24 protein-coding genes and 1 tRNA gene are annotated in these 24,919 nt (G+C 72.6%); 14 read left to right on the top strand and 11 right to left on the bottom strand.

Translation table 11 applies throughout. The features are described 5' to 3' along the window. Window positions 1–10: 10 nt before the first annotated feature. The gene (locus tag ACILRH_RS01650; protein ID WP_395690390.1) at window positions 11–583 is read left to right on the top strand and encodes a potassium channel family protein; all 573 of its coding nucleotides are present in this window, start codon (window positions 11–13) and stop codon (window positions 581–583) included. Here the strand turns inward: ACILRH_RS01650 and ACILRH_RS01645 are convergent. After that, the gene (locus tag ACILRH_RS01645; protein ID WP_395690389.1) at window positions 538–1,449 is read right to left on the bottom strand and encodes an SUMF1/EgtB/PvdO family nonheme iron enzyme; all 912 of its coding nucleotides are present in this window, start codon (window positions 1,447–1,449) and stop codon (window positions 538–540) included. The two genes, ACILRH_RS01650 and ACILRH_RS01645, sit on opposite strands and share 46 nt — an antisense overlap. A gap of 109 nt (window positions 1,450–1,558) precedes the next feature. On the opposite strand from ACILRH_RS01645, the gene ACILRH_RS01640 reads away from it, so the two are divergent. Continuing rightward, entirely contained in the window at window positions 1,559–1,933 is a 375-nt protein-coding gene (locus ACILRH_RS01640; RefSeq protein ID WP_395690388.1) for a hypothetical protein, read from the top strand. A 4-nt stretch (window positions 1,934–1,937) separates the two neighbouring features. Then, window positions 1,938–2,387: a PTS sugar transporter subunit IIA gene (locus tag ACILRH_RS01635; RefSeq protein WP_395690387.1), complete on the top strand. Its 450-nt coding sequence runs from the start codon at window positions 1,938–1,940 to the stop codon at window positions 2,385–2,387. Window positions 2,388–2,627: 240 nt separating this feature from the next. Here the strand turns inward: ACILRH_RS01635 and ACILRH_RS01630 are convergent, their stop codons facing one another. Further along, window positions 2,628–4,490 (bottom strand): glycoside hydrolase family 15 protein, encoded by a 1,863-nt coding sequence (locus tag ACILRH_RS01630; RefSeq protein WP_395690386.1) that lies wholly within the window; start codon window positions 4,488–4,490, stop codon window positions 2,628–2,630. A 10-nt stretch (window positions 4,491–4,500) separates the two neighbouring features. Further along, window positions 4,501–5,910 carry a glucose-6-phosphate dehydrogenase gene (zwf, locus tag ACILRH_RS01625; protein ID WP_395690385.1) on the bottom strand — a complete coding sequence of 470 codons (1,410 nt, stop codon included), beginning with the start codon at window positions 5,908–5,910 and terminating at the stop codon, window positions 4,501–4,503. A gap of 146 nt (window positions 5,911–6,056) precedes the next feature. Here zwf and ACILRH_RS01620 point away from each other — a divergent pair, with 146 nt between their 5' ends. After that, window positions 6,057–6,539, top strand: a complete 483-nt coding sequence (locus tag ACILRH_RS01620) for a hypothetical protein (protein ID WP_395690384.1) — start codon at window positions 6,057–6,059, stop codon at window positions 6,537–6,539. Window positions 6,540–6,629: 90 nt separating this feature from the next. Beyond that, a complete protein-coding gene (locus ACILRH_RS01615) occupies window positions 6,630–8,144 on the top strand; it encodes a choice-of-anchor Q domain-containing protein (RefSeq protein ID WP_395690383.1) in 1,515 nt (504 codons plus the stop codon). A 16-nt stretch (window positions 8,145–8,160) separates the two neighbouring features. On the opposite strand, the gene ACILRH_RS01610 is transcribed toward ACILRH_RS01615, so the two are convergent. Further along, window positions 8,161–9,270, bottom strand: a complete 1,110-nt coding sequence (locus ACILRH_RS01610) for a hypothetical protein (protein WP_395690382.1) — start codon at window positions 9,268–9,270, stop codon at window positions 8,161–8,163. Between the two features lie 604 nt (window positions 9,271–9,874). Beyond that, a tRNA-Leu gene (locus tag ACILRH_RS01605) sits at window positions 9,875–9,958 on the bottom strand. Between the two features lie 201 nt (window positions 9,959–10,159). On the opposite strand from ACILRH_RS01605, the gene ACILRH_RS01600 reads away from it, so the two are divergent. The 7 genes from ACILRH_RS01600 to pknB are packed head-to-tail and all read left to right on the top strand — an operon-like array spanning window position 10,160 to window position 18,801. Continuing rightward, window positions 10,160–10,870: an FhaA domain-containing protein gene (locus ACILRH_RS01600; RefSeq protein ID WP_395690381.1), complete on the top strand. Its 711-nt coding sequence runs from the start codon at window positions 10,160–10,162 to the stop codon at window positions 10,868–10,870. Window positions 10,871–10,872: 2 nt separating this feature from the next. Further along, window positions 10,873–11,355 (top strand): FHA domain-containing protein, encoded by a 483-nt coding sequence (locus ACILRH_RS01595; RefSeq protein WP_395690380.1) that lies wholly within the window; start codon window positions 10,873–10,875, stop codon window positions 11,353–11,355. A gap of 7 nt (window positions 11,356–11,362) precedes the next feature. Then, window positions 11,363–12,715, top strand: a complete 1,353-nt coding sequence (locus tag ACILRH_RS01590) for a protein phosphatase 2C domain-containing protein (RefSeq protein ID WP_395690379.1) — start codon at window positions 11,363–11,365, stop codon at window positions 12,713–12,715. Then, on the top strand, window positions 12,715–14,121 hold the full coding sequence (locus tag ACILRH_RS01585) for an FtsW/RodA/SpoVE family cell cycle protein (RefSeq protein ID WP_395690378.1): 1,407 nt from the start codon (window positions 12,715–12,717) through the stop codon (window positions 14,119–14,121). Before ACILRH_RS01590 ends, ACILRH_RS01585 begins: the two co-directional genes overlap by 1 nt. Window positions 14,122–14,128: 7 nt before the next feature. Continuing rightward, complete coding sequence (locus ACILRH_RS01580) at window positions 14,129–15,604, top strand: peptidoglycan D,D-transpeptidase FtsI family protein (RefSeq protein ID WP_395690377.1); 1,476 nt, start codon at window positions 14,129–14,131, stop codon at window positions 15,602–15,604. Beyond that, window positions 15,601–17,001, top strand: coding sequence for a serine/threonine-protein kinase (locus tag ACILRH_RS01575; protein WP_395690376.1), 1,401 nt, complete (start codon window positions 15,601–15,603; stop codon window positions 16,999–17,001). Before ACILRH_RS01580 ends, ACILRH_RS01575 begins: the two co-directional genes overlap by 4 nt. Before the next feature lie 6 nt (window positions 17,002–17,007). Next, complete coding sequence (pknB, locus tag ACILRH_RS01570) at window positions 17,008–18,801, top strand: Stk1 family PASTA domain-containing Ser/Thr kinase (RefSeq protein WP_395690375.1); 1,794 nt, start codon at window positions 17,008–17,010, stop codon at window positions 18,799–18,801. Here the strand turns inward: pknB and ACILRH_RS01565 are convergent. Continuing rightward, window positions 18,761–19,615 carry a DUF881 domain-containing protein gene (locus tag ACILRH_RS01565; protein ID WP_395690374.1) on the bottom strand — a complete coding sequence of 285 codons (855 nt, stop codon included), beginning with the start codon at window positions 19,613–19,615 and terminating at the stop codon, window positions 18,761–18,763. The two genes, pknB and ACILRH_RS01565, sit on opposite strands and share 41 nt — an antisense overlap. Window positions 19,616–19,666: 51 nt before the next feature. Here ACILRH_RS01565 and ACILRH_RS01560 point away from each other — a divergent pair, with 51 nt between their 5' ends. Beyond that, window positions 19,667–20,107, top strand: coding sequence for a cell division protein CrgA (locus tag ACILRH_RS01560; protein WP_395690373.1), 441 nt, complete (start codon window positions 19,667–19,669; stop codon window positions 20,105–20,107). A 322-nt stretch (window positions 20,108–20,429) separates the two neighbouring features. On the opposite strand, the gene ACILRH_RS01555 is transcribed toward ACILRH_RS01560, so the two are convergent. Together ACILRH_RS01555 and ACILRH_RS01550 are read right to left on the bottom strand one after the other, a co-directional pair. After that, complete coding sequence (locus ACILRH_RS01555) at window positions 20,430–21,359, bottom strand: rhomboid family intramembrane serine protease (RefSeq protein WP_395690372.1); 930 nt, start codon at window positions 21,357–21,359, stop codon at window positions 20,430–20,432. A gap of 22 nt (window positions 21,360–21,381) precedes the next feature. Further along, entirely contained in the window at window positions 21,382–21,894 is a 513-nt protein-coding gene (locus tag ACILRH_RS01550) for a peptidylprolyl isomerase (RefSeq protein WP_395690371.1), read from the bottom strand. A gap of 188 nt (window positions 21,895–22,082) precedes the next feature. On the opposite strand from ACILRH_RS01550, the gene ACILRH_RS01545 reads away from it, so the two are divergent. Further along, window positions 22,083–22,676 (top strand): hypothetical protein, encoded by a 594-nt coding sequence (locus tag ACILRH_RS01545; protein WP_395690370.1) that lies wholly within the window; start codon window positions 22,083–22,085, stop codon window positions 22,674–22,676. Window positions 22,677–22,689: 13 nt separating this feature from the next. Here ACILRH_RS01545 and ACILRH_RS01540 read toward each other — a convergent pair whose 3' ends face one another. From ACILRH_RS01540 to ACILRH_RS01530, 3 genes are read right to left on the bottom strand one after another with little or no spacing between them, the layout of a single operon-like run. Further along, the gene (locus ACILRH_RS01540) at window positions 22,690–23,703 is read right to left on the bottom strand and encodes a 1-acyl-sn-glycerol-3-phosphate acyltransferase (protein ID WP_395690369.1); all 1,014 of its coding nucleotides are present in this window, start codon (window positions 23,701–23,703) and stop codon (window positions 22,690–22,692) included. Then, a complete protein-coding gene (locus ACILRH_RS01535; RefSeq protein ID WP_395690368.1) occupies window positions 23,700–24,527 on the bottom strand; it encodes a patatin-like phospholipase family protein in 828 nt (275 codons plus the stop codon). The genes ACILRH_RS01540 and ACILRH_RS01535 overlap by 4 nt, the downstream gene beginning before the upstream one ends. A 43-nt stretch (window positions 24,528–24,570) precedes the next feature. Beyond that, complete coding sequence (locus ACILRH_RS01530) at window positions 24,571–24,915, bottom strand: DUF3817 domain-containing protein (protein WP_395690367.1); 345 nt, start codon at window positions 24,913–24,915, stop codon at window positions 24,571–24,573. Window positions 24,916–24,919 lie beyond the last annotated feature (4 nt).

The raw sequence follows: 24,919 nt of genomic DNA, 5'->3' as shown, positions 1-24,919 counted from the left end.
GTGGTCGAGCGTGAGCGGCTGGCGGCGAGGACTCCGCCTCGGCATCGGTCTGGTGCTCGCGGTGGCGATCTACTTCGTGATGCCGATCGACACGGCCGACGACAACGCGGCGGCGCGGCTCGTGCTGAGCGCGGTGATGCTGGCCGCGCTCGCCGCCGGCACCATCTGGCAGGTCGTGCGGCACATCGAGAACCCGGACCTCCGCGTCGACGGGCTCGCCTTGTTCGTGGTCATCGGGGTGCTCGCCTTCGCGATGGCGTACTACCGCGTGGAGCGCTCGGACCCGAGCCAGTTCGCCGAGCTGCACACCCGGCTGGACTCGCTCTACTTCGCGGTGTCGACCCTGCTGACCGTCGGCTTCGGCGACGTGCACGCCCAGGGCCAGACCGCGCGAGGGCTCGTGCTGGTCGCGATGATCTTCAACGTGGTGGTGATCGCGACGGCCGTCACCACGATGAGCAACGCCGTCCGGCGGCGAGCGCAGGAGCGGCTCGAGGCGCGCGCCCTCCAGCGCGAGGAGTCCGGTTCAGCGCCCGCTCACCGTCCGGTCCGCTCCCGGCGGACGCACCGGAACCCCAGGTGAGACGTGCTGTCGTTGGCGCCGTTGCCCTGCCGGGCGCCCGGGCGGTAGCGCTGGCAGTACTCCGGTGAGCACAGGTGCGAGCCGCCCTTGCTGACCATCCGGTCGGACTCGCCCAGCCGCATCGAGCCGCCGCAGCAGGGCGACACGTCCTCGCTGGCACCGGCATGGGACGGCGTCCACCGGGTGCGGGTCCACTCCCACACGTTGCCGATCATGTCGTGCAGGCCGAAGCCGTTCGCCGGGTAGCTGCCCACCGGTGACGTGCGGTCGTGCCCGTCGGGGTCCTCGCTGCGCCACGGGAACGGTCCGTGCCAGGTGTTGGCGAGGACCGCGCCGTCGGGCCAGAGCTCGTCGGCGTACTCGACGGTCCAGCCGAAGCTCCGGCCGACCAGCCCACCGCGGGCCGCGTGCTCCCACTCGGCCTCGGTGGGCAGCTCCTTGCCCGCCCAGCGCGCGTACGCCGCGGCGTCGGCCCAGGCCACGTGCACCACCGGGTGGTCGGCCACCTCCTCCCAGTGGGTGCCGGGCCCGAGCGGGGTGCGCCAGGAGGCGCCCGGCTGCCAGGCCCACCACTGGGTCCAGTCGCCGAGCGGGACCGGCCCGGCGGTGCCCACGAAGACCTGCGACCCGGCCACCAGCAGCGCCGGGTCGGCGCCGGGGAAGTCGGCCGGGTCGGGGGCGACCTCGGCCACGGTCACGTGCCCGGTGTCGGCGACGAACCTGGCGAACTCGGCGTTCGTGACCGGGTGGACGTCGAACCACAGGTCGTCCACCGGCACCTCGCGGACCGGCTGCTCCTCGGCGTACCACCCGGTGCTCCCGACCGTCGCGGTGCCGCCGGGGACCAGGACCATGTCCTCGCTCATGCACCAGTCCTACCAGGATCGGGGCCCGAGCCCTTCCCCACGCGCGCCCGGTGGACGTACGGTGACGCCACGGGTGGGTCGGGGGGCTGCCCACGGGGGTGACGGAACGATGGCCGTGCATGCCGACGCGGTCGTGGTCGCGACCGGCTGCGCCCTGGTGGCGCTGATGGTCGCGTGGAGCGTCGTGCGCGTGCGGCACTGGCGGCGGCTCGGCGAGCGCCGGGCCGCGATCCGGTGCCACGCGGCCGACGTGCGGCCCGGCGACGTGGTGTTCGTCTGGGCGTACGTCGTGCAGCGGGGCGAGTGGCGGCACGGCACCGTCGCCGAGGTCCGCGTCGAGCCACCCGCGACGCCCGACGCCGACTCCGTCGCGCTGCTCGCCATCCGGTTCGCCGAGGGGGCGTCGTGCGCCACGACCCCGTTCGCGCCCGCGTGGGTGGTCGCGCGCACCGGGTCGGGTGCCGGCCGGCGCGTGGAACACTGACCGCATGGCAGACGACCTCGTCCAGCTCCCGACCGTCTCGGTCCGGCGGGACCTCGGGGCCACGCTCGAGGAGTGCGTGCGCTCCCTCGCCACCCGTCTCGCGGCCACCGGCCGGGTGTCCGACGTCGACGCCTTCGTCGCCGACGTGCTCGCGCGCGAGGCCCAGGGCGCCACCGCCCTGCCCGGCGGGGTCGCGCTGCCGCACGCCCGCAGCGCCGCCGTGGTGGCGCCGACCGTGGCCGTGGCCAGCCTGCCCGCCGAGGTCACCGCCACCAACGGTCAGGCGTTCGACCTGGTCTTCCTGCTCGCGGTCCCCGGCGACCGCCCGGACGACTACCTCCGGCTGCTGCGCACCGTGACCACCGCGGTGGTCAAGGCGGGCTTCCGGGAGGACTGCCGCGCCGCCGAGACCCCCGAGCAGCTCGCCTCCCTGGTCTCGAACGCTCTCGCCTAGCCCCTGCCGTCCGCCGCCCCGAGACGTCATACGACCCGGTCGCCCCCACCACCACCCCGGATGACGTCCCCCGCCGACCCCCGCCGACCCCCGGGCCGTCATACGACCCGGTCGCCCCCACCACCACCGCGCATGACGTCCCCCGCCGACCCCCGCCGCCCCGCGGACGTCATACGACCCGGTCGCCCCCGCCACCACCCCGGATGACGTCCCCGGCAGGACGCGGCCAGCGGCGCCGGGTCAGAGTGAGAGCTCGGCGAGCCGCTCCTGCAGCACCAGGCGGCCGGCCGCCTGGATGAGGGCGAGGTGGGAGAAGGCCTGGGGGAAGTTGCCGAGGTGGCGAGCGCGCTCGGTGTCGTACTCCTCGGCGTAGAGGCCGAGCGGTGACTGGATCCGCACCAGCCGGTCCATCAGGTTGCGTGCGCGCCGCACCTCCCCGACGTGAGCGAGCGCCGAGACCAGCCAGAACGAGCAGATGAGGAAGGTGCCCTCCTTGCCGGACAGGCCGTCGTCGGTCTCCTCGGTGCGGTAGCGCAGCACGAAGCCGTGCTCGGTGAGCTCGGACTCGATGGCGTCGACGGTCGCGCGCATCACCGGGTCGTCGCCGGGCAGGAAGCCGAACAGCGCGGCGAGCAGCGTGGAGGCGTCCAGGGAGTCGGTGCCGTAGTGCTGGCGCAGCACGCCGGCCTCGCTGACACCGTGGGCGAGGATGTCGGCCCGGACCTCGTCCGCGGCGCGGCCCCACTCCTCCTGCAGCTGCTCGTCGTCGCGGATCTCGGCCAGCCGGGCGGCCCGGTCCAGGGCCACCCAGCACATCAGCTTGGACGACACGTAGTGCTGCGGCTCCCCCCGCGCCTCCCAGATGCCCTGGTCCGGCTCCCGCCAGACGGCGAGCGCGCGCGCCGCCTGGTGCTGCACGAGCGGCCAGAGCCGGCGGGGCAGGTGCTTGCTGCGGCTCGTGTGGAGCAGGATCGAGTCGAGGACGGCGCCGTACACGTCGTTCTGCCGCTGGTCGAAGGCGCCGTTGCCGATGCGGACCGGCCGGGCGCCCTCGTAGCCGGTCAGGTCGTCGAGGGTCCGCTCGGTCAGGTCGCGACGGCCGTCGATGCCGTACATGATCTGCAGGCCGCCGTCCTCGTTGGGCTCCAGGTCGGCGACGAACTGCATGAACTCGTCGGCCTCCCAGTCCAGGTTGAGCGAGTGCAGCGCCTGGAGGGTGAACGTGCTGTCGCGCATCCAGGTGTAGCGGTAGTCCCAGTTGCGCTCACCGCCCGTCGTCTCCGGCAGCGAGGTGGTCAGCGCCGCGACGGTGGCACCGGTGGGCATGTAGGTCAGGCCCTTGATCGTCAGCGCCGACCGCTCGATCGGGTGACGCAGCGGGTGGTCGGGGATGCGGGCCCGGCCCAGCCAGCCGCGCCAGAACTGCACGGTCCGCTCGATCCGCGCGGCCGCGTCGTCGAGGCCGTCGGGCAGCGCCAGGCCCTCGGCCCACGACAGGGCGCACCAGGCGCGCTCGCCTGACGAGAGCACGTGCCGGCCCCGTACGGCGCTGCCCTCGACGCCGAGCAGCAGGCTGGTGCCCAGCCGCAGCGTGTGCACCGGCCCGGCCGCGTCCGCGACGCCACCGTGCTCGCCCTGCAGCGTCCACTCCGCGGGCTCGCTGCCGTACTCGAAGGCCGGCTCGCAGACCAGCTCGACCTCCACCGCCCCGTCCACGCACTCGACGAGCCGGACCAGCATGTGGTCCGCGTCGTCGTCGGCCGGCGGCCGCGTGTGGGGGGTGACCGTGTCCGCGCTCGTGCGGGGTCCCATCGTCAGGGCGTCGTGCACCACGACCCACCCGCTCGGCGTGTGCCAGGTCGTCGACAGCACGTTGGTGCCCGGCACGTAGTAGCGGGCGGTCGGCGTGGTGATGCCGAACGGCCCGAATCGGAAGGACCCGGCGCCGCGATCCAGGAGGTTGCCGAACACGCTCGGGGAGTCGAACGACGGCGTGCACAGCCAGTCGACCGACCCGTCGGGGGCGACCAGCGCGCCGGTGTGGCAGTCCGACAGGAACGCGTAGTCCGCGATCGGAGGGAACGGCGAGTCCGTCAGCCCCATGGGTCCGTCGTCACTCCGGGATCCACGGCGAGCGCCAGCCGCCGACGACGGCCGCCATCGCCTCCGCCGCGGCGGGCCCCCAGCTGCCCGGGGCGTAGGGCAGCACGGGCGGCGGGGCGTCCAGCAGCGGCTGCATGACCCGCCAGGTCTCCTCGATCCCGTCCTGCCGGGTGAACCGGGTGCTGTCGCCGCGCATGGCCGCGCTCAGCAGCACCTCGTACGGCGTCGGCCCCTCGCCGCCCTCGTCGGCGAACTTCATGTCGAGCTCGATCGGCGCGGGACCCGTCGCGTCCGCGCGCCGGGCGTCGACGACCATGCGCACGCCGGTGCTCGGGTCGAACCGCACCACGAGCTCGTTGCGGTCGGGGCGCCGGTCCGGCGGCAGCATCCCGAGGTAGGGCACCTGCTTGAACACCAGGCGCACCTCGGTCTGCGTCGTGGCGAGCTTCTTGCCCGTCCGCAGCAGGAAGGGCACGCCCTCCCAGCGCCAGTTCTGGATCTCCAGCCGCAGCGCGGCGAACGTCTCGGTCGTCGAGTCGGGAGCCACGCCGTCGATCGACCGGTAGCCGTCGTACTGCCCGCGCACGTAGTGCGCCGGGTCGGCCTCGACGACCGCGTGGAACAGCGCGACGCTGGCCTCCTTCAGCGACCGCACGTCGCCGCGCGACGGCGGCTCCATCGCGGTCACGGCCACCACCTGCATCAGGTGGTTCTGGACCACGTCTCGCAGCGCCCCCACGGGGTCGTAGAAGTGGCCGCGGTCCTCGACGCCGAAGCTCTCGGCCATCGTGATCTGGACCTGCTCGACGTGGTCGCGGTTCCACAGCGGCCACAGCATCTGGTTGGCGAAGCGCAGGTGGAGGATCTCCTCCAGGCCCATCTTCCCCAGGTAGTGGTCGATGCGGAACAGCTGCGCCTCGTCGACGTGCTCGTGCAGCTGGTCGGCCAGCGCGCTCGCCGACTCGCCGTCGTGCCCGAACGGCTTCTCGATGACGAAGCGCGCGTTGCCGGCCAGCCCGGCCTCGGCCAGGTGCCCCACGACGGTGGCGAAGAGGAACGGCGGGACCTCGAGGTAGAAGACCGGGAGGCTCGCGCCCCGGATGGCCTCGCCGACCCGGGTGTAGGTCGCCGCGTCGTTGAAGTCGCCGCTGACGTAGGAGAACCGGTCCGCGAGCCGCGCGAACACGGCCTCGTCGAGGGGTTCACCGGTCGCGACGATCGACTCGCGGGCCCGGTCGACCAGCTGCTCGACGCTCCAGTCGTCGACCGCGACCCCGACGACCGGGCAGGTCAGCAACCCGCGCCGCTCGAGGCGGTAGAGCGAGCGGAACGTCATCACCCGGGCGAGGTCCCCGGTGATGCCGAACACGACGAGGACGTCGGCCGGGGTGCCTTCGGCGGGGCCCGCCGTGGATGCCATGAGTTGCCTCCGGGTCGTGGGTGATCGGCCGGTCCACCATCATGCCTCCGGCGTCCCCACGATTCACCCGTACGGGGTGAGTCGCTGCCGCGACGACCTTGGGACCCTCGCTGCGAGGGCCGCTGGGGCCCGGACGGAGGTCGACCATGAGCAGCAACCAGCTGGACCCGCGATCCATGTCGGAGGCCCAGAGCGTCAGCAACTACAACGTCGCGGGCGGTCCGCCGTCGGCGTACGTGCACGAGTCCGCCTGGGTGGTGTGGGTGCAGTTCGCGGGCGTGATGATCATCCTGTCCGGGTCCATCCACCTGATCCAGGGCCTGAGCGCGCTCTTCCGCAAGGCGAGCCTGAACGTGGACACCGACAAGCTGGCCATCGGGGCGAGCTACACGACCTGGGGCTGGGGCCACGTGATCTGGGGCGCGTTCGCGATCCTCATCGGGGTCTGCCTGCTCGCCGGCCAGGGTTGGGCCAGGGTCTTCGGCGTCCTCATCGCCTTCGTCAGCGCCCTGGCGAACATCGCGTTCCTGCAGGCCAACCCGGTCTGGGGCGCGATCGCGATCGCCATCGACGTCACGATCATCTGGGCGATCATGGTCCACGGCGGGGAGCTGAAGAAGCGGGTCTGACCCGGGTCCGGACCCTGTCTAGCCAGGCTGGTCGAGGGCGGCCGGCTGAGTAGGTTGCGCGCTGGACGCTCCCTCGACCTAGGACCTGGCATGAAGCGCTTCGCCCTGACCACAGCACTCGCCGTCGCCCTGCTGAGCCTCCCGCTCACGGCTCAGCTGGGCTCGCCCGCCACCGCCGAAGCGGTCGCGAACCACGTCGTCACGACGACGGCCGACGGCAACAACGGCGGCTGCACACCGTCGCTGTGCACGTTCCGCGACGCGATCACCGCCGCCGAGGCCGACGGGGGCACCGTCGTGGTGCCGGCGGGGCACTACACGGGCACGATGCTCGGCGCCAACGGCGTCTTCTCCCCCGACGGGGAGTTCACCATCAAGGGCGCCGGCGCCGGCAAGACCATCATCGACGGCAACCAGCTGAGCCGGACCTTCGCGTTCTACGGCCAGATCACGGTCCGCGGCGTGACGGTGACCGGCGGCAAGGCCCCTCTCGCGGGCTGCTCCTGCGGGGCCGGGTTCGAGGTCCGTTCCGGGGGTGCCCTGACCCTGGTCGACAGCGTGGTGGCTGGCAACACCGCCGGCTCGTCCAGCGGCGGCGGCATCGACGTCGACTCCAACGCGACGGCCGTGCTCACCAACGTCGTCGTCAGCGGCAACTCCGCCGACGACGGGGCCGGCATCCACGTCGACCCGAGCATGGGTCAGACGGGCCGGCTGACGATGACGAACGTGACGCTCTTCGGCAACACGGCCACCGGGAACGGCGGCGGCCTGTACGTCGAGGGCACGGTCACCGCCCGCAAGGTGACCATCGGCCAGAACACCGCCAACGGCGCCGGCGGTGGTGTCTGGGTGAAGGCGGGTGCGAGCGTCCGCTTCGACGAGTCCACCCTGGCCGGCAACGGCGCCGACAACGCCAACGGCCTCTACAACGCCGGCGCGTCCACGGCCGTCCGCGTGCGCAACACGATCATCGCCGACTCCGCGGCGGCCGACTGCGCCGGCAGCAGCACCCCGGTGCTCACCTCCGAGGGCCACAACCTGGAGCGCGGCCACACCTGCGCGTTCACCGGTGAGGGCGACCTGCGCAACAAGGACCCGAAGATCGTCAGCCTCAAGCCTGCCGGCGGCAACGGGCTCCCGGTCTTCGTCCTGGCCTCGACGAGTCCCGCGGTGAACCGCGGCGACAACCCCAGCTGCAGCAGCACCGACGAGCGCGGCCTCCCCCGCCCCTCGGGCTCGCGGTGCGACATCGGCGCCTACGAGTACCAGTTCCCGGGCAAGGCGGTCGTCGCGTTCCCGAAGCGGACCGTCCGCCTCTCCAGCGCGACCAAGGGCGTCCTGCCGGTGCAGTGCCGCAACGTGGTCACCGACCGCTGCTCGGTGAAGGCGAACCTGGTCACCACCGCGAAGAAGCAGGTCCTGCTCGGCAGCGTCAAGGGCGTGGTCGCGGGCAAGAAGTCGGGCAACCTGACCATCACGTTGAACAAGGCCGGGGCCAAGCTGCTCAAGAAGAAGGCCACGGTCCTGGTCAAGGGCACCTCGGCCAACCGGGTCGGCTCGAAGGTGGCGGTCAAGGTGACCATCACCGTCCTGCCCCGGTGAGGCGGGGTCTGCAGGGCTAGCGTCGCGACAGCGTCACGGCGATCCGCTCGCCGCCGGGCAGCGACCCGGGCTCGACCAGCGCCACCCATCCCCGCCGCAGCAGCACCTGTTCGACGACCTCGTCGACGGCGTCGTCGATCACGTCGGGATGCTCGATGTCGGTGGCCGGTTCGAGGTGATCTCCGTCCTCGCTCAGCCGGGCGGGGTAGAAGTAGGTGTGGTCGACGGCGAGCATCTCGACCGGCTCCCACCGGGCCGCGAGCCAGGCGGCATCGATGCCGAGGGCGGCCCGACCCTGCCCGAGGCGGGTGTCGAGCAACGCGAGCGCCTCCTCCTGCCGTGAGCGCAGGTAGCTCTCGACCACCGGTCGCGCGAGGTCGGCTATCTGGTCGAGCGACGCGCGCAGGTGGTGGCCGGGAACGACGCCGGCGAGCCGGCCGACGTTGCGGGAGGCCGCGGTGAAGGACGACGCCGTGGGCTCGGCCGCCACGACGACCAGCGGGCCGGTGGTCACCCGCAGGTACGCCCCGAGGGCAGCGTCGACCCGGCGCAGGAATCGATCGGCGCCGCCCGGCTTCTCCGAGGAGTCGACGAGCGGGAACTTCGAGCCGTGGGCGGGGGACATCCGCCGGCCCTGGCCGATGAACAGCCGTGCCTGCTTGGCCGACAGCAGCAACACCAGGTGCCGCGGGGTGCGGTGCAGGGCCCGGACCAGGTCGCGGGTCGCGAACGTCGGGTCGACGACCACGCGCTCGACGACCTCCACCGGCAGGGTCATCAGGTCGCTGTGGGAGCCGCTGGCGAACAGCGCGATGCTGCGGTCGGCCTCGAGGTCCCCGGCGCGCTCGACGAGCGCGGCCAGCGACGAGGTGATCTCCGCGTTCGCGACCCCCTCGTCGCGCAGCCGGCGCTCCGCCTGCTCGCAGTGCCGCCGGAGCCGGGCCAGGGTGGTGGCTCCGACCGTCTCGCCGGGTGTGGTGTTGGCGAGGATCGAGACGCTGGGGTAGCTGCGCATGCTCTGCAGCACCAGCACGCCCCCGACCGTCGGTGGGACGGTGCGGCGGCGGCGGTCGCGTGCCTCGTCGGCGCCGGATGCGGGCGTGCGGTGGGTGAGCTGACCGTCCATGGGAGACACCTCTCGTCAGCCAGGCGCAGGGGCCTGGTGGCGAGGTCTTCCTCGGTCGGAGACCGGGTGCACCGGGGGGTCATGGGACCGCCGTGCTGACGATGCACCGCCTGGGAGGTACTCCCCTCGTCACTGACGATAACAAGGGCGGACAAGCCCCGAACCGGTTGACGGCGTTCGTCCCGGGCCCGCTCGGTCCGTCGGTCACGGACAGAGGTCCCGGCTCTCGGGACCGCTCGGCTCTCCCCGGTGGGCCGAGGAACCTGGGAGGCTGGGACCGAGCCGAGACTGGGAGTTGCCGTGCACGTGCTGGTGGTCGTCGTGATCGTCCTCGCTGGAGGCGCGCTGGCAGGACTCGGCAGTGCCTGGGACCGCCGGCACGGCGGCTGACCTCTCCGAGATCCGGCGCTCGGACGAGGCCTGGTCGCGCGGGACTTGTCGGCCAAAGCCATCGCTTGTCGGCCGAAGTTCTGCACGACAAGTGCTGGTTTACCCGGTCGACCGGGTAAACCAGCACGCGCTGGCCCCCGAGGACGCGACGAGGGGCCGGGACCCTGCGGTCCCGACCCCTCGACCAGCTCGGTGGGTAGTACCCACTCACACGTGCGCGAGGGGGGAGTTGAACCCCCACGTCCTTTCGGACACACGGACCTGAACCGTGCGCGTCTGCCTATTCCGCCACTCGCGCGTGAAGCGGGCTCAGGCTATCCCAGCGCGTCGGCTGCGCCCAAACCGAGGTCCTCGGGCCGACCCCGTTACGATCGAGGCAGCCCGGCGACGCCGGGGCTGTCGACCTGCCGTGACGAGTTCGACACCGGCCCCGCGGTTGGGGCGGCGCGGCAGCGGGCAGGACGAAGCCGGACCAGACGACATCAGGAAGGGAGGCGCCATGAGCGGGCTCCAGCGACTCGAGCACCGGCTCGAGCAGATGATCTCCGGCGCCTTCGCCAAGGCGTTCCGGTCGGCCGTCCAGCCGGTCGAGATCTCGGCCGCCCTGCAGCGGGAGTGCGACAACAACGCCCAGATCCTCTCCCGCGACCGGCGCCTGGTCCCCAACGACTTCCACGTCGAGCTCTCCCAGACCGACCTGGACCGGCTCTCGCCCTACGACTCGGCGCTCGCGGAGGAGATGCGCACCCAGCTGACGACGTACGCCGACCAGCAGGCCTACTCCTTCCCGGGCCCGGTGACCATCGCGTTCGAGGCCGCCGAGGACCTGACCACCGGCCGGTTCCGCATCCGCAGCCGCGCCCAGGCGAAGGTGACCAGCCAGGCGACCCACACCCAGGTCGGGCGGGCCCGCGCGGTGCTCGAGGTCAACGGCACCCGGCACCCGCTGCAGCCCCCGGGCCTGGTGGTCGGCCGCGGCACCGACGCCGACGTGCGCATCAACGACCCCGGGGTGAGCCGCCGGCACGCCGAGTTCACCGTCGCCGGATCGCCGGGCGGCGGGGCGCTGACCATCTCGGTCTCCGACCTCGGCTCCACCAACGGCATGCTGGTCGACGGCCACCGGATCACCGCGACCCAGCTCCACGACGGGTCGCAGGTCAAGATCGGCAACACGACGATGACCGTCCGGGTCCTCGAGGGGGGCTGAGGTTGTCCGAGCTCACGCTGTTCCTGATCCGCATCGCCTACCTGGCGATCCTGTGGATCTTCGTGCTCTCGGCGATCTCGGTGATCCGCTCCGACATGTTCGGCGCCCGGGTCCCCGAGGCCGCCCGCGCCGAGCGGGGCGGGCGCGGCGCCAAGGCACCCAAGGCGCCGAAGCCGCCCAGCAAGCGGCGCGGGGCGCCCACCCACGTCGAGGTCACGGCGGGGTCGAACGCCGGCGCTCGAGCCGACCTCGCGCAGGCACCGATCCTCATCGGCCGCGGCGCTGACGCCGCGATCCGGCTCGACGACGACTACGTCTCGACCCGGCACGCGCGGATCGCCTCGTCGGGCGACCAGTGGTTCGTCGAGGACCTCGGCTCGACCAACGGGACGTACGTCGGCGCGGCCCGGATCACCCAGCCCACCACCATCACGCTCGGCACGCAGGTCCGCATCGGGAAGACCGTCCTGGAGCTGCGGAAGTAACCGGCCGATGACCGAAACGACTGACGGGACCACCGCGTCCTCGGCCGCGACGCTGCGCCTGAGGTTCGCCGCCGTCTCCGACGTCGGCCGGGTGCGCAAGGACAACCAGGACTCCGGCTACGTCGGCCCGTGGCTGCTCGCGGTCTGCGACGGCGTCGGTGGTGCCGCCCGCGGTGACATCGCCTCGGCGACCGCGATCTCCCAGCTGCGCTCGCTGGACGTGCCGCCGTCGGAGGAGCCCGACGTCGAGCTGCTCGACCGGGTCGCGGCCGCCCTGCACCGCGCCCACGACCGGATCGGCGAGCTGGTCGACGAGGACCCGGCGCTCAGCGGCACCAGCACCACCGCCACGATCGCGCTGTTCGACGGCTCCCGGGTCGGCTTGGGCCACGTCGGCGACAGCCGCGCCTACCTCTTCCGGCACGGCGAGATCACCCAGCTCACCGCCGACCACACCTTCGTGCAGACGCTCATCGACGAGGGTCGGATCACCGCCGAGGACGCGCGCGTCCACCCCCACCGCAACCTGATCCTCAAGGCGCTCGACGGGGTGCACGAGGCCGAGCCCGACCTCTTCGTGATCGAGCTGGTCCCCGGCGACCGGCTGCTGCTGTGCAGCGACGGCGCCAGCGGCGTGCTCTCCGACGGGCGACTGGCCGACGTCCTGCGCAGCGGCAGCCCCGAGTACGCCGCCGTCGAGCTGGTCCGCGCGAGCCTGGAGGCCGGCAGCTCGGACAACGTCACCTGCCTGGTCGCCGACGCCGTCACGGCCGACACCCCGCCCGGCCCGGGCGAGTCCCTCGAGCCCCTCGTGGTCGGCGCCGCCGCGGAGCGTCGCCAGCAGCGCCGGCCCGGCATGGGCGGGCTGTTCCGCGGCCACCGCTCCGGTGACACCGGTGAGCTCGAGCCGGTGCTCGACGACATCCCCGACGACCTGCCGGGCTACCCCATCGCCGCCGACCCGATCGACCCCGAGGAGGCGCGCTACGCCCCCCGGCCGCCGCGCCGGTTCGTCTGGCTCAAGCGCATCCTGGCCACGCTCGTCGTGGTCGGCCTCGTCTGGATCGGGGTCGCCTGGGCGTGGTCGTGGACCCAGGACCAGTACTACGTCGGCGAGCAGGACGGCAGCGTCACCATCTTCCGCGGCATCAACTCCGAGGTGGGCGGGCTGTCGCTCTCCAGCGCCTACGAGACCAGCGACGTCTCGCTGGACCGGCTCAGCGAGATCGAGGCGGACCGGGTCCGCGAGGGCATCGCCTACGACAACCTCGCGGACGCCGAGGCCAAGGTGCAGGACCTGGCGGCGCGGCAGGCACCCCTCGAGACGACCACGGGCACGACCACGGGGACGACCGGCTGATGGCGCAGCAGAGCACCCTGATGGGCTTCGTGCACCGGCGCCGCAGGGGCGCGGAGCTCTTCCTGCTCGTCCTGGCCCTCGCGGTCGGGATCGGCGCCTACGTCGCGGTGGGGCTCGGCGTCGACCAGGAGGTCCCCGCCAACCTGTTCGCGTACGGCGGCTGGCTGGCCGCGCTGCTCATCGGCGCGCACATCGTGATCCGCGTCGTCGCGCCGTACGCCGACCCGGTCCTGCTCCCCCTCGTCGGCGCCCTCAACGGTCTCGGGCTCGCGGTCATCCACCGCCTCGACCTGGCCGCCGAGGCGTTGGGCAAGCCGCACGACTTCGCCCAGCAGCAGCTGATCTGGATGACGCTCGGCGTGCTGCTCTTCGTCGCCACCCTGGTGCTGCTGCGCGACCACCGGGTGCTCCAGCGCTTCACCTACACCTGCGGCCTGGCCGCGATCGTGCTGCTGCTGCTGCCGATGCTCCCCGGCATCGGGCGCACCATCAACGGCGCGCGGATCTGGATCCACCTCGGCCCGTTCAGCCTGCAGCCCGGCGAGATCGCCAAGGTGCTCCTGGTCATCGCGTTCGCGGGCTACCTGGTGCTGCACCGTGACGCGCTCGCCCTGGCCGGCCGGCGGGTGCTCTTCGTCGACCTGCCCCGCGGCCGCGACCTCGGCCCGATCCTCGCGATGTGGCTGGTCAGCCTCGGCATCCTGGTCTTCCAGCAGGACCTCGGCTCGAGCCTGCTGTTCTTCGGGCTCTTCCTGATCATGCTCTACGTCGCCACCGAGCGACCGGGCTGGCTGGTCGTGGGCGGGCTGCTCTTCACCGCCGGGGCAGCGGCGGCCTACCTCCTCATCCCCCACGTGCGGATCCGCTTCGACATCTGGCTGCACCCCTTCCACTACTACGGTCCCGGCACCAGCGACCGCGCGTTCCAGCCGGTCGAGGCGATGTTCGGGATGGGCTGGGGCGGCCTGATCGGCCGCGGCTTCGGCGACGGCGACCCGTTCCGCGTGCCCTACGCCAACTCCGACTTCATCCTCGCCGCCATCGGCGAGGAGCTCGGCCTGACCGCGGTGATCGCCGTGATCATGATGTACGGCCTGATCGTCGAGCGGGCCCTGCGCACCGCGCTGATCTGCCGCGACGGGTTCGGCAAGCTGCTCGCCACCGGTCTCGGGACGGCCCTCGCGCTGCAGGTCTTCGTCGTCGTCGGCGGCGTGACCGGCCTGATCCCCCTGACCGGCCTGACGACGCCGTTCCTCTCCTACGGAGGGTCCTCGCTCATCGCGAACTGGGTGATCGTGGCGCTGCTGCTGCGGATCTCCGACCAGGCGCGCCGCCCGGTCCCGCAGCTGTCCGACGACACCGCGGCGATCGACTCAGACGCCACTCAGGTGGTGAAGCTGGGATGAGTGCCCTATGAACAAGCCGATCCGCACGATCTCGATCTTCTGCCTGCTGCTCTTCCTGGCGCTGATGATCAACGCGACCTACCTGCAGTACTGGAAGGCCGGCAAGCTGGGCGACGACCCGCGCAACCGGCGGGTGCTGGTGGCGTCGTACTCGCGCGAGCGCGGGGCGATCCTGGTCGGCCGCAACGAGCCGGTGGCCAAGAGCGTGAAGTCCAAGGACGAGTACCAGTACCAGCGCACCTACCCGGTGCCGATGCAGTTCGCCCCGATCACCGGCTGGTTCTCCTACTACAGCTCCACGGGGATCGAGCAGACCCAGAACGACGTGCTGTCCGGCGACGACTCGCGGCTGTTCGTCACCAAGCTCGTCGACCTGATCAGCAACGACCCGCCGCAGGGCGGCAACGTGCTGCTGACCGTGAACCCCAAGGCGCAGGAGGCGGCGTACGACGGCCTCAAGGCGCTCGGCCCCAACACCCAGGGCGCGGTCGTGGCCCTCGAGCCCAGCACCGGCAAGATCCTGGCGATGGCGTCGCTGCCGACCTACGACCCCAACCAGCTGGCGTCCCACGACCTGGGCCAGGTCACCCAGGACTTCAAGACCCTCAACGAGGACCCGGCCGAGCCGCTGCTCAACCGGGCCGTGCAGACCCGCCTGCCTCCCGGGTCGACCTTCAAGGTCGTCACCGCGGCCGCCGCCATCGAGAAGGGGCTCTACCAGGCCGACAGCCTGGTGCCCGGCGGCGTGACCTACCAGCTGCCGCTGACCAGCGGGCCGACCGGCCAGATCGACAACGAGGGGCGCTCCTGCGGGGCCAACGGCTCGAAGATCCCCTTCACCCAGGCGATGGAGCAGTCCTGCAACACCTCCTTCGCCCAGATCGCCGAGCAGGTCGGCCCCAAGGACATGGCCGAGACGGCCAACGGCTTCGGCTTCAACTCCACCTACTTCGACCAGCTGCAGCCGATGGCCGAGTCGGTGTTCCCCGAGAAGCTGGACGACGCCCAGCTCGGCCAGACCGGGTTCGGGCAGTTCGAGGTGGCCGCGACGCCGCTGCAGATGGCGATGGTCGCGGCCGGCATCGCCAACGGCGGCACGGTGATGAAGCCCTACATCGTCGACGAGGAGCAGTCCGCCGACCTCGACGTGCTCGACAAGGCCGAGCCGCAGGAGCTCTCGAAGGCGGTGTCGTCCGCGACGGCCGCCGAGGTCACCAAGCTGATGGTCGCGACCGTCGACGACGGCACCGCGTCCCCGGGGGCGATCCCCGGCATCAAGGTGGCCGGCAAGACGGGCACCGCGCAGAGCGGCATCGACGACGTGCCGCCGTACGCCTGGTACATCTCGTTCGCACCCGCCGAGGACCCGGAGGTCGCGGTCGCGGTGATGATCCAGAAGGCCGACATCCCGCGCGGTGAGATCGCCGGCGGCGTCTACGGCGGACCGATCGCGAAGGCGGTCATGGAGGCGGTGATCAAGTGAGCGACCACGAGGGCACCCCGGGCGGGCCTGCGCCGGACGAGGCGTTCGCCGACGAGGGCCGGCGCTACCGACTGGAGTCCAGGATCGCCACCGGCGGCATGGGCGAGGTGTGGCGGGCGACCGACACGACGCTGGGCCGCCCGGTCGCGGTCAAGCTGCTCAAGGACGAGTACGCCGACGACCCGTCGTTCCGGGCCCGGTTCGAGACCGAGGCCCGGCACGCCGCCTCCCTGCACCACGCCAACATCGCCGCGGTCTACGACTTCGGTGACAGCACGCTGACCGACGGCTCCGGCGCGCACCGGCCGTTCCTGGTGATGGAGCTCGTCGACGGGCAGCCGCTGTCGGCGCTGCTGCGACCCGGCACCCCGCTCGACCCCGACGCCGTGCGGGGCCTGCTGGCCCAGGCGGCCGACGGCCTCGCCGCCGCGCACGCCGCGGGCATCGTGCACCGCGACGTGAAGCCGGCCAACCTGCTGATCACGCCGGACCGGCAGGTCAAGGTCACCGACTTCGGCATCGCCCGGGCCGCCGAGGGGATGGGGCTGACCCAGACCGGCGAGGTGATGGGCACCCCGCAGTACCTCTCCCCGGAGCAGGCGCAGGGCCAGACCGCGACGCCCGCCTCCGACGTCTACTCCCTCGGCGTGGTGGCCTTCGAATGCCTCGCGGGGCACCGGCCCTTCGCGGCCGACACCGCCGTGGCCACCGCGCTCGCGCACCTGCGCGAGCCGGTGCCGGACCTGCCGGTGGAGGTCCCGACCGACCTGGCCGCGGTGGTCCGCCGGGCGATGGCCAAGCTGCCCCAGGACCGGTACGCCGACGGCGCCGCTCTCGCCGCCGCCCTGCGCGACCCCGCGACCGCGGCGACGCAGGTGGCCGCCGTGCCGCCGGTCACCCAGACCCAGGTCATGCCGCCGGTGGTGACGACCGAGCCGACGCTGCACGCCGGGCCGACGGCCGGCCACCAGCCCGAGGACGACGAGCGGGTCACGCGGCGCAACGCGCTGTGGCCGGTGCTCGCCGTCCTGGCCGTGGTGCTGCTCGCCGTCATCGTGGGCTTCCTCGTCGCCCAGGCCAGGGACGACAACGGGCCGACCGACGAGCCCAGCCGCACCCCGTCCAGCGAGACCTCGAGCACCCCCTCCTCGCCGACGTCGGAGCCGACCTCCCAGCCGGCCAGCCCGACACCGACGCCCACCGACACCCCGACCCCGACCCCGACGCCGACGCCCACCCCGACGCCGACGCCCACCCCGACCGACACCCCGACGCCGACGCCCACCCCCACGCCGACGCCGACCCCGACCGACACCCCGACGGCCGCCGCCACCCGTCCGGCACCCGCCCAGGAGTCGCAGACCCCCGCCAGCACCCCGAGCAGTCAGGCAGGCTGATCCTCGATGACCAACCAACAGCCGACGCTGGTCGGCGGGAGATACGAGCTCGGTGAGCTGCTGGGCCGCGGCGGCATGGCCGAGGTCCGCAAGGGCACCGACACCCGGCTGGGCCGGGTCGTGGCGGTCAAGCGGCTGCGCACCGACCTCGCGAGCGACGCCACCTTCCAGGCCCGGTTCCGCCGCGAGGCCCAGTCGGCCGCGTCCCTCAACCACCCCGCGATCGTCGCGGTCTACGACACCGGCGAGGAGCCGGCCGCCGACGGCTCGGGCGTCTCCCAGCCCTACATCGTGATGGAGTTCGTCGCCGGCCGGACGCTGCGCGACATCCTCCGCGAGGGGCGCAAGATCCTGCCCGAGCGGGCGCTGGAGATCACCAGCGGCGTGCTGTCGGCCCTGGACTACAGCCACCGCGCGGGGATCATCCACCGCGACATCAAGCCCGGCAACGTGATGCTCACCCCCAGCGGCGACGTCAAGGTGATGGACTTCGGCATCGCCCGCGCGATCAGCGACGCCTCCTCGGCGATGACCCAGACCGCCGCCGTGGTCGGGACCGCCCAGTACCTCTCCCCCGAGCAGGCGCGCGGCGAGACCGTGGACTCGAGGTCGGACGTCTACTCGGCGGGCTGCCTGCTCTACGAGCTGCTCACCGGGCGGCCGCCGTTCGTCGGCGACAGCCCGGTCGCGGTCGCCTACCAGCACGTCCGCGAGCCCGCCGTACCCCCCTCGGACCACGACACCGAGCTGCCGCCCGAGGTCGACGCCATCGTGATGAAGGCGCTCGCCAAGCGGGTCGAGGACCGCTACCAGTCGGCCGCGGCGATGCGCGCCGACATCGAGCGCTACCTCGCCGGCCGCCCGGTGCAGGCGCCGCTGCCGCCCCCGGTGCCCGTGGCCGCGCCGGCCTACCCGACCGCCGTCACCGCCGTCGCCCCGCCGCCGGTCGAGGAGGAGGAGCCGCGCAGCCGCACCGGCCTGCTGGTGGCCCTCGGGCTGCTGCTCATCGTGCTGATCGCCGGGGCGGCCTACCTGATGCCGCGGCTCTTCGAGTCCGCGCCCGAGCAGGTCGCCGCACCGAACGTGATCGGCAAGACCGAGAACCAGGCCCGGGCCCTGATCGGCGACGCCGGGCTGGCGGTGGGCACCATCGACCGCCAGAACGACGACACGGTGCCGGCCGGCAAGGTGATCAGCCAGGACCCGCAGCCCGACACGTACGTCGATCCCGACTCCAGCGTCGACCTGGTCATGTCGCTCGGCCAGGCCCAGGTCTCCGTGCCGTCGGTGGTCGGCCTGAGCAAGGCCGACGCGCAGCGACAGCTCGAGAGCGACCCCTACCGCTTCCAGGTCACGCTGAAGGAGGAGAAGTCCGACGAGCCGGCCGACCAGGTGCTGCGCACCGACCCGGCCGCCAACACCGCGGTGGACCCCGGCAGCAAGATCACGGTCTTCTACTCCCGCGGGCCCGAGCAGGTCCCCGACGTCAAGGGGCTGCAGCAGAAGGAGGCCGAGAAGCTGATCAAGGACGCCGGGTTCGAGCCCCGGGTGCTCCCCGACAGCGCCTCGACCGAGCCCAAGGGCACCGTCACCGACCAGAGCCCCGACGCCGGTCAGACCGCCAACCAGGGCTCGACGGTGACGATCCTGGTCTCGACCTACGTCGAGCCGCCCCCGCCACCGAGCTCGTCACCGACGGAGTCCACGAGCCCGTCGGCGACCCCGAGCGAGTCGCCCACGGTGGTGCCGCGGACGGCCGTCAGCCGTCCGCCTGGTCGACCAGCGGGGTCGCGTAGCTGAAGTCCAGCAGGCCGTCGTACGCCGGCGCGACGACCGTCGGCTCGAGCTCGAGGTCCCAGCCCACGGAGATGCTCGGGTCGGCGGCCTGCTCGCGGTAGGCCTGGAGGTAGGGGTCGGACTCGATGGCCGTCAGCAGCGCGCCCTGGTCGCCTACGGCCTGGATCACGTAGGGCTGCGGGTAGGGCACGCCCTGCAGCTGCACGGCGTTGCCCTCGCACTTGATGCCGGTCGTCGACACGATCCGCTGACCCTCGACGGTGACCGCCTCGGCGCCACCGTTCCAGAGCGCGTTGACCACGGCCTGGATGTCCTGCTGGTGGACCAGGAGCAGGTTGACGTTGCCGGTCGTGGAGTTGATGACGTCCTCGGGTGCGTCCGACAGCGTGATCGTGATCCCGGGCCCGGTCCGCGGGACGAGCCCGGCGGGATCCTTCAGCTCGGCGACCTTGCGGTGGTAGCGGCGCGCCTCCTTGCCGCTGGTCGACGCGGTGAGCGCCTGCACCTGGCTGTCGAGGTCGGCGACCCGCTGCCGCAGCCCGTCGTACTGGTCGGCCTCGTCCTGCACCAGCGACGCGAGGTCGGTGTAGCGCCCCGGACGCAGGTCGGTGCCGTCGCTGTTGGCGGCGCTCACCACGAACAGCCCGCCGCACAGCAGCACGACGGCCGGCGTCCCGACCCGCCACAGTCCCCGTCCCCGGCGCGACTGCGCCGGGCCGCGCAGGCCCGGGGCCCGCAGCCGACGGCGCTGCTCGGAGCCGTCACCGTCCCCCCGACGGCCCGACTCCGGGGGCCGCGCGTGGGATCCTCCGGTCACGCCCACTAAGGTAACGCGGAACCCCAGCACCATCCCGATCGAGGAGCACCCGTGGCCAAGGCCAAGAACGACCCGCTCGCCCCCGTTCGGGGTCCGATCTTCACGCCGCGCTTCATCGTCGCGCTCGTCTTGATGGTGGCGGGCGTCGCGTGGATCGCCTGGTACTACGTCGCCGCGCGCCCCGACCCTGACCCCGGCAGCCCCGCCTTCATGGCCGACCTCGGCAACTGGAACTACCTGATCGGCTTCGGCCTCGTCTTCGCCGGGCTCATCGCCTCGGCCCACCCGTCCACCCCGCTGGGCCGCGGCCGCGGCGTCGTGGTCGGGATGCTGGCCTGCTTCCTGATCGGGCTGCTGTGGATCTGCACCTACTACGTGTTCAGCAACGACCTCTCCAGCATCCCGGTGTTCGACGACCTCGGCCAGAAGAACCTGTTCGTCGGCATCGGCTTCATGGCGGTCGGCTTCACCTTCGCCACCCGCTGGGAGTGACGAGCCGCCCTGGGCCGAGCTCGCTCGGACCAGGACAGCACCATCCCCGCATCACGCCGGTCGGTCCCCTCGGGACCGGCCGGCGTCGCTCGTTCGTCCCCAGCTGGGGAGCAACCTGTGGAGAACTACACCGCTGTAGTTCTCCACAGGTGTGTCCACACCTGTGCATCCAGGCCGGCGCCCGGACGTCATCCGAGCTGGTCGCCCGGGCAGCCAGCCCGGATGACCTCCCGCCGGCCAGCGCCCGGACGTCATCCGAACCGGTCGCCCCGGCAGCCACCTCGTATGACGTCTCGCCGCCCCGGGCAGCCCAGGGGCTCGGTCAGGTGAGGGCGGCGGTGCGCAGCACGGTCGCCACGACGAGGGCGACGGCGATCGCGGTGAGGCCGGCGACCTGCACTGCGGTGCGCCGCGGGCCGCGGGGCGCGTAGACGAGCACGCCCGCGACCGCCACCCCGCCGAGGAAGCCGCCGAGGTGGCCCTGCCAGGAGATGCCGCTGGCGGTGAAGGTGACCAGGAAGTTGATGCCGATCCAGATCAGGATCCCCTGGGGGTTCGCGCGCATCTTCAGCGCCACGACCAGCAGCGCGCCCATCACGCCGAAGATCGCCCCGGAGGCGCCGACGGTGGGCGAGTACTCCGGCCCGGCCCAGTAGACCAGCACCGACCCGGCCAGCGCGGAGAGCAGGTAGACCGCGAGGAACCGGGCCCGCCCGAGCACCATCTCCAGCTGCGGCCCGAGGACGTAGAGCGCGAACATGTTGAACGCGATGTGCAGCGGCTGCACGTGGGTGAAGGCGCTGGTCATCAGCTGCCACCACGCACCGTCGGCGACGCCGGGCATCCAGGTGGCGCCGTGGGCCGTGCAGGTCGCGGCGTCGGTCTGCACGTTGATGAAGCCGTTGCCGAGGTTGCAGAACGCGTTCGCGCGCAGCTCCAGGTAGTCCAGGAGCCGGCTCCCGTTGCCGCCGGTGAGGACGATGCTCAGCCAGACGCCGACGTTCAGCGCGATCAGGACCAGCGACGTGGTGGCCGCGTTCGTGGGCCGCAGCCCGCCGTACGTCGTGCGCCCGCTGCGGGTCTCCCGCCTGCCCTCGGCGATGCAGTCGGGGCACTGGAAGCCGACGGCCGCGTCGCGCATGCAGTCCGGGCAGATCGGCCGGCCGCAGCGCTGGCAGCGGATGTGCGACTCCCGGCCGGGGTGCCGGTAGCAGACGGGCACCCCGGTGTCGGGGGTCGGCGGTTGGGTCACGGGCGAACGGGACGGAGCAGGGTCAGCCGCGGGTGACCTGGACCGACTCGATGACCACCGGGTCGACGGGACGGTCGCCCGGCCCGGTCGGGGTGGCGGCGATCGCGTCGACCACGTCGCGGGAGGCCTGGTCGGCGACCTCTCCGAAGATCGTGTGCTTGAAGTTCAGCCAGGTCGTCGCGCCGACGGTGATGAAGAACTGCGATCCGTTCGTGCCCGGGCCGGCGTTGGCCATCGCCAGCAGGTAGGGCTTGTCGAAGACCAGCTCGGGGTGCGGCTCGTCCTTGAAGGTGTAGCCGGGGCCGCCGGTGCCGGTGCCCAGCGGGCAGCCGCCCTGGATCATGAACCCCGGGATCACCCGGTGGAAGGTCAGGCCGTCGTAGAACGGGCCGGTGCGGCCGTTGCCGGCGTCGTACGGCTTGGTGTCCTCGGCCAGCCCGGTGAAGTTGGCGACCGTCTCGGGGGCGTGGTCCGGGAAGAGGTTGACGGTGATGTCGCCCCGGTTGGTCTTCAAGGTGGCCTGCAGGTCAGCCATGACTGCCTCTCGCGTCCGGTGGGTACCCCTTCTCGGGCGTACCGCGCTGTCTGTGCGCTCAGATCCTCGCACGAGAGCCAAGCAGGCCCGTCGGCCCGCCCCGGAGCGGACGGACCGGACCACCCTGGTCCGTGGCCGGGTGACATGATCGAATGAAGCAGGACACGACGAGAGGGAGTGCCAGGACAATGGGTTCGCGCAAGAACAAGTCTTTCCTCGACCAGGCGAGCGACACGGTCAGCCAGTACGTCGACCAGGTGGTCCCGCAGGTGGAGGCCGCCGTCGCGACGGCGAGGGACAAGGCGGCCCCGGCCCTGGCGGACGCGAAGGCCAAGGCGGCCCCGGTGATCGCCGACGCGCGGGCCAAGGCCGCTCCGGCGGTGGCCTCGGGCGCCCAGCTGGCGGCCGAGAAGATCGCGGCCGGCGCCGCCATCGCCGCCGAGCTCGCGGCGGAGGCCGCCCAGACCGCGGCCGAGAAGGTCGAAGAGGTCACCACGCCGGAGAAGAAGAAGCGCTCGAAGCTGAAGACGCTCCTGGTCATCACCGGCGTCGCCGCTGTCGCGGCGATCGTGCTCAAGCGGCTGCGCAGCGGCGGGGAGAGCGAGAACTGGCAGTCGTCCTACACCCCGACGCCGGCCCCGCGCCCCACCGCTGTCCCGGACGAGGCGGGCGGCGCGTCCCCCGACGAGGCGCTCGCCGACCAGGCCGAGACCCCGCGGCCCGCGACCACCCCCGAGGACCCGGCCGAGGTCGTCGACGTCACCGACGAGCCGAAGAAGTAGGTCCGGCCCGGCCTCAGGGGCGGTTGGCGTCGATCCAGTCGTCGATCCGCTCCCACCACGCGAAGAGCCAGTCGATCCGCGCCTCGCGACCCGCCGGGATCTCGGCGCGCGGCACCTGCCACCACCGCATCACGATCTGCTTGTCCATCGGCAGCTCGCGCCACACGTCGGCGACCGTGACCAGGTGGTCGAGCCCGGTGTGCGCGACCAGCACCACGTCGGCCTCCGGAGCTGCGTCGAGCGCGGCGAGGAACCCGCCGGGGCGGGGTGCGAGCACGTGCATCATCTCCTCCGCCCGCGCGGCCATCCGCTCCATCCCGAGCCGGCGCAGCCGGTCGATGGCGCGCCGGCGGCGCTCCGGGGTGAAGTTGCCGCCCTCGGGGAAGATCACGAACGCGTCGTTCTCGTCCAGCCCGGTGGCCAGGGACGCGATCTGCTGCTCGAGCGCCTCTCCACCGGCTCCCGGGTTCGGGGTGATGAACCGCGCCGGGATCCGGTGCAGCAGGACGCCGATCGCCGGGTCCCACGCCAGGGTGTCCTTGAGCACGACCCGCGGCTCGCGGTCGTACCACGCCATCAGCGTGTGGATCAGCACGAACGAGTCGCCCGGGCCGGCGTGCCGGCAGCAGACCAGGATCGGCCGGCCCGGGTGTGCGTCCGGCGCCGGTCCCTCGGTCCCGATCCGCAGCCGCAGCACCCGCCGCGCCTCGTGGAAGAAGACCCACATCGTGCCCTGGACCAGGTCGTAGTGGATGCCCTGGAAGTACGGCGTCCGCAGCCGCCATCCGAAGCCCGACGAGATCCACAGCCCGAACATGACCACGAGCAGGATCGCCTCGCAGGTCAGGTAGACGATCGCGACCCAGAGGATGCGCAGCGCGCGCAGGTGGCCCGGCACCAGCGGCGAGAGGGCCGCGGCCGCCAGCAGCCAGACGGGCAGCGTGACCCAGAGCAGCACCACGACCGCCACGGTCCCCGGCGCGAGCACGAGCCGCCGCAGCGCCCAGGTGCCGGCCGGCTGGCTCACAGGTGCTCGTCGAGGTAGGCGGCCGCCGCGGCGTACGTCTCGTCGATGCGCTGCTGGATCGTGGAGAAGTCCCGGCTGCCGAGCAGGGTGTCGTCGCGCGCGGAGGTGCCGCGCGCGGGCAGCACGTGGGCGACCACGCCGTCGGGCAGCTCGGCGAGCTCGCGGTTGAAGCGGTGCCGCCGAGCGATCTCGAAGGACACCTTCGCCACCTCCCAGGGCCGCCGCGGGACCGCCAGCGGCCGGTCGATGCGCCCGACCTGCAGCACGAAGACGCGCGTGGCGCCGAGCTGGACCGCCCGGCCGAGCGGGATCGAGTTGACGATGCCGCCGTCGAGGTAGTGCTCGTCGCCGACCTGCGCCGGCGGCAGCAGCCCGGGTACGGCGGCGCTGGCGACGACCGCGTCGACGACCCGCCCGGTGGTGAACCAGTGCTCGGCGGCGCGCTCGATGCTCGCGGCGCAGACCTGGAACCGCACCGGCAGCTCCTCGAACGTGACGTCGCCGAGCTCCTCGTCGAGGGCGGCGCGCAGCGGGTCGGCGGACCACAGGTGGGTCTTGGTCGACACGGCGCGGCGCACGGTGCGCAGCGCGCTGTCGCCGTACACCTGCGGGCCCTGCGGCTCGGCGGCGCGCTGCCAGAGCGCGGTCAGCTTCGCGAGCGCGCCCGGTCCCGGCTCGCGGGCGACGATCGCGCCGTTGAGCGCGCCGACGCTCGTGCCGAGCACCAGGTCGGGCCGCACGTCACGCTCGAGGAGCGCGCGGAGCATGCCGACCTCGACCGCGCCCAGCGCACCGCCGCCACCGAGGACGAAGGCGGTGCTCATCCCGGGCTCACGGAGGCGGTCAGGCCGCAGGCGACACCGCAGTTCACACTGTGGAGGGTCCCACGAGCTCGGGGTGCTCGGCACGCACCTTGAGGTTGACCTGGTGCTCCATCCAGAAGATCAGCAGCGGGATGAGCCCGGCGGCGAGGTTGAGCACGGTGTAGCCGATCGACCAGCGCAGCCGGCGGGCGAGCAGGAAGGTGACGACGACGTAGGCCATGAACACCCAGCCGTGGGCCACCCACATGATGCTCAGGGTCTCGCCGAGCCGCTGGAGGTCGGTGCCCTGGGCCGGGAGGTAGCGCAGCGGCAGGGCGACGAAGGAGCAGAACGCGAGGAGCACGCCGACGACGATGGCGAGCACCCGGTAGGTCCAGAACAGCCTCACGGTG

Origin of the sequence: Nocardioides sp., from assembly GCF_044226765.1 — a bacterium.
Classification (GTDB): Bacteria; Actinomycetota; Actinomycetes; order Propionibacteriales; family Nocardioidaceae; genus Nocardioides.
Note: the sequence above shows the minus strand (reverse complement) of the source record. Positions and strands in the feature narration are given on the sequence as shown.

Excerpts from the sequence above, each read along its gene's own strand:
- ACILRH_RS01645 (WP_395690389.1), bottom strand. The coding sequence starts at position 1,449 with ATGAGCGAGGACATGGTCCTGGTCCCCGGCGGCACCGCGACGGTCGGG.
- ACILRH_RS01640 (WP_395690388.1), top strand. The coding sequence starts at position 1,559 with ATGGCCGTGCATGCCGACGCGGTCGTGGTCGCGACCGGCTGCGCCCTG.
- ACILRH_RS01635 (WP_395690387.1), top strand. The coding sequence starts at position 1,938 with ATGGCAGACGACCTCGTCCAGCTCCCGACCGTCTCGGTCCGGCGGGAC.
- ACILRH_RS01630 (WP_395690386.1), bottom strand. The coding sequence starts at position 4,490 with ATGGGGCTGACGGACTCGCCGTTCCCTCCGATCGCGGACTACGCGTTC.
- zwf (WP_395690385.1), bottom strand. The coding sequence starts at position 5,910 with ATGGCATCCACGGCGGGCCCCGCCGAAGGCACCCCGGCCGACGTCCTC.
- ACILRH_RS01620 (WP_395690384.1), top strand. The coding sequence starts at position 6,057 with ATGAGCAGCAACCAGCTGGACCCGCGATCCATGTCGGAGGCCCAGAGC.
- ACILRH_RS01615 (WP_395690383.1), top strand. The coding sequence starts at position 6,630 with ATGAAGCGCTTCGCCCTGACCACAGCACTCGCCGTCGCCCTGCTGAGC.
- ACILRH_RS01610 (WP_395690382.1), bottom strand. The coding sequence starts at position 9,270 with ATGGACGGTCAGCTCACCCACCGCACGCCCGCATCCGGCGCCGACGAG.
- ACILRH_RS01600 (WP_395690381.1), top strand. The coding sequence starts at position 10,160 with ATGAGCGGGCTCCAGCGACTCGAGCACCGGCTCGAGCAGATGATCTCC.
- ACILRH_RS01590 (WP_395690379.1), top strand. The coding sequence starts at position 11,363 with ATGACCGAAACGACTGACGGGACCACCGCGTCCTCGGCCGCGACGCTG.
- ACILRH_RS01585 (WP_395690378.1), top strand. The coding sequence starts at position 12,715 with ATGGCGCAGCAGAGCACCCTGATGGGCTTCGTGCACCGGCGCCGCAGG.
- ACILRH_RS01580 (WP_395690377.1), top strand. The coding sequence starts at position 14,129 with ATGAACAAGCCGATCCGCACGATCTCGATCTTCTGCCTGCTGCTCTTC.
- pknB (WP_395690375.1), top strand. The coding sequence starts at position 17,008 with ATGACCAACCAACAGCCGACGCTGGTCGGCGGGAGATACGAGCTCGGT.
- ACILRH_RS01550 (WP_395690371.1), bottom strand. The coding sequence starts at position 21,894 with ATGGCTGACCTGCAGGCCACCTTGAAGACCAACCGGGGCGACATCACC.
- ACILRH_RS01545 (WP_395690370.1), top strand. The coding sequence starts at position 22,083 with ATGGGTTCGCGCAAGAACAAGTCTTTCCTCGACCAGGCGAGCGACACG.
- ACILRH_RS01535 (WP_395690368.1), bottom strand. The coding sequence starts at position 24,527 with ATGAGCACCGCCTTCGTCCTCGGTGGCGGCGGTGCGCTGGGCGCGGTC.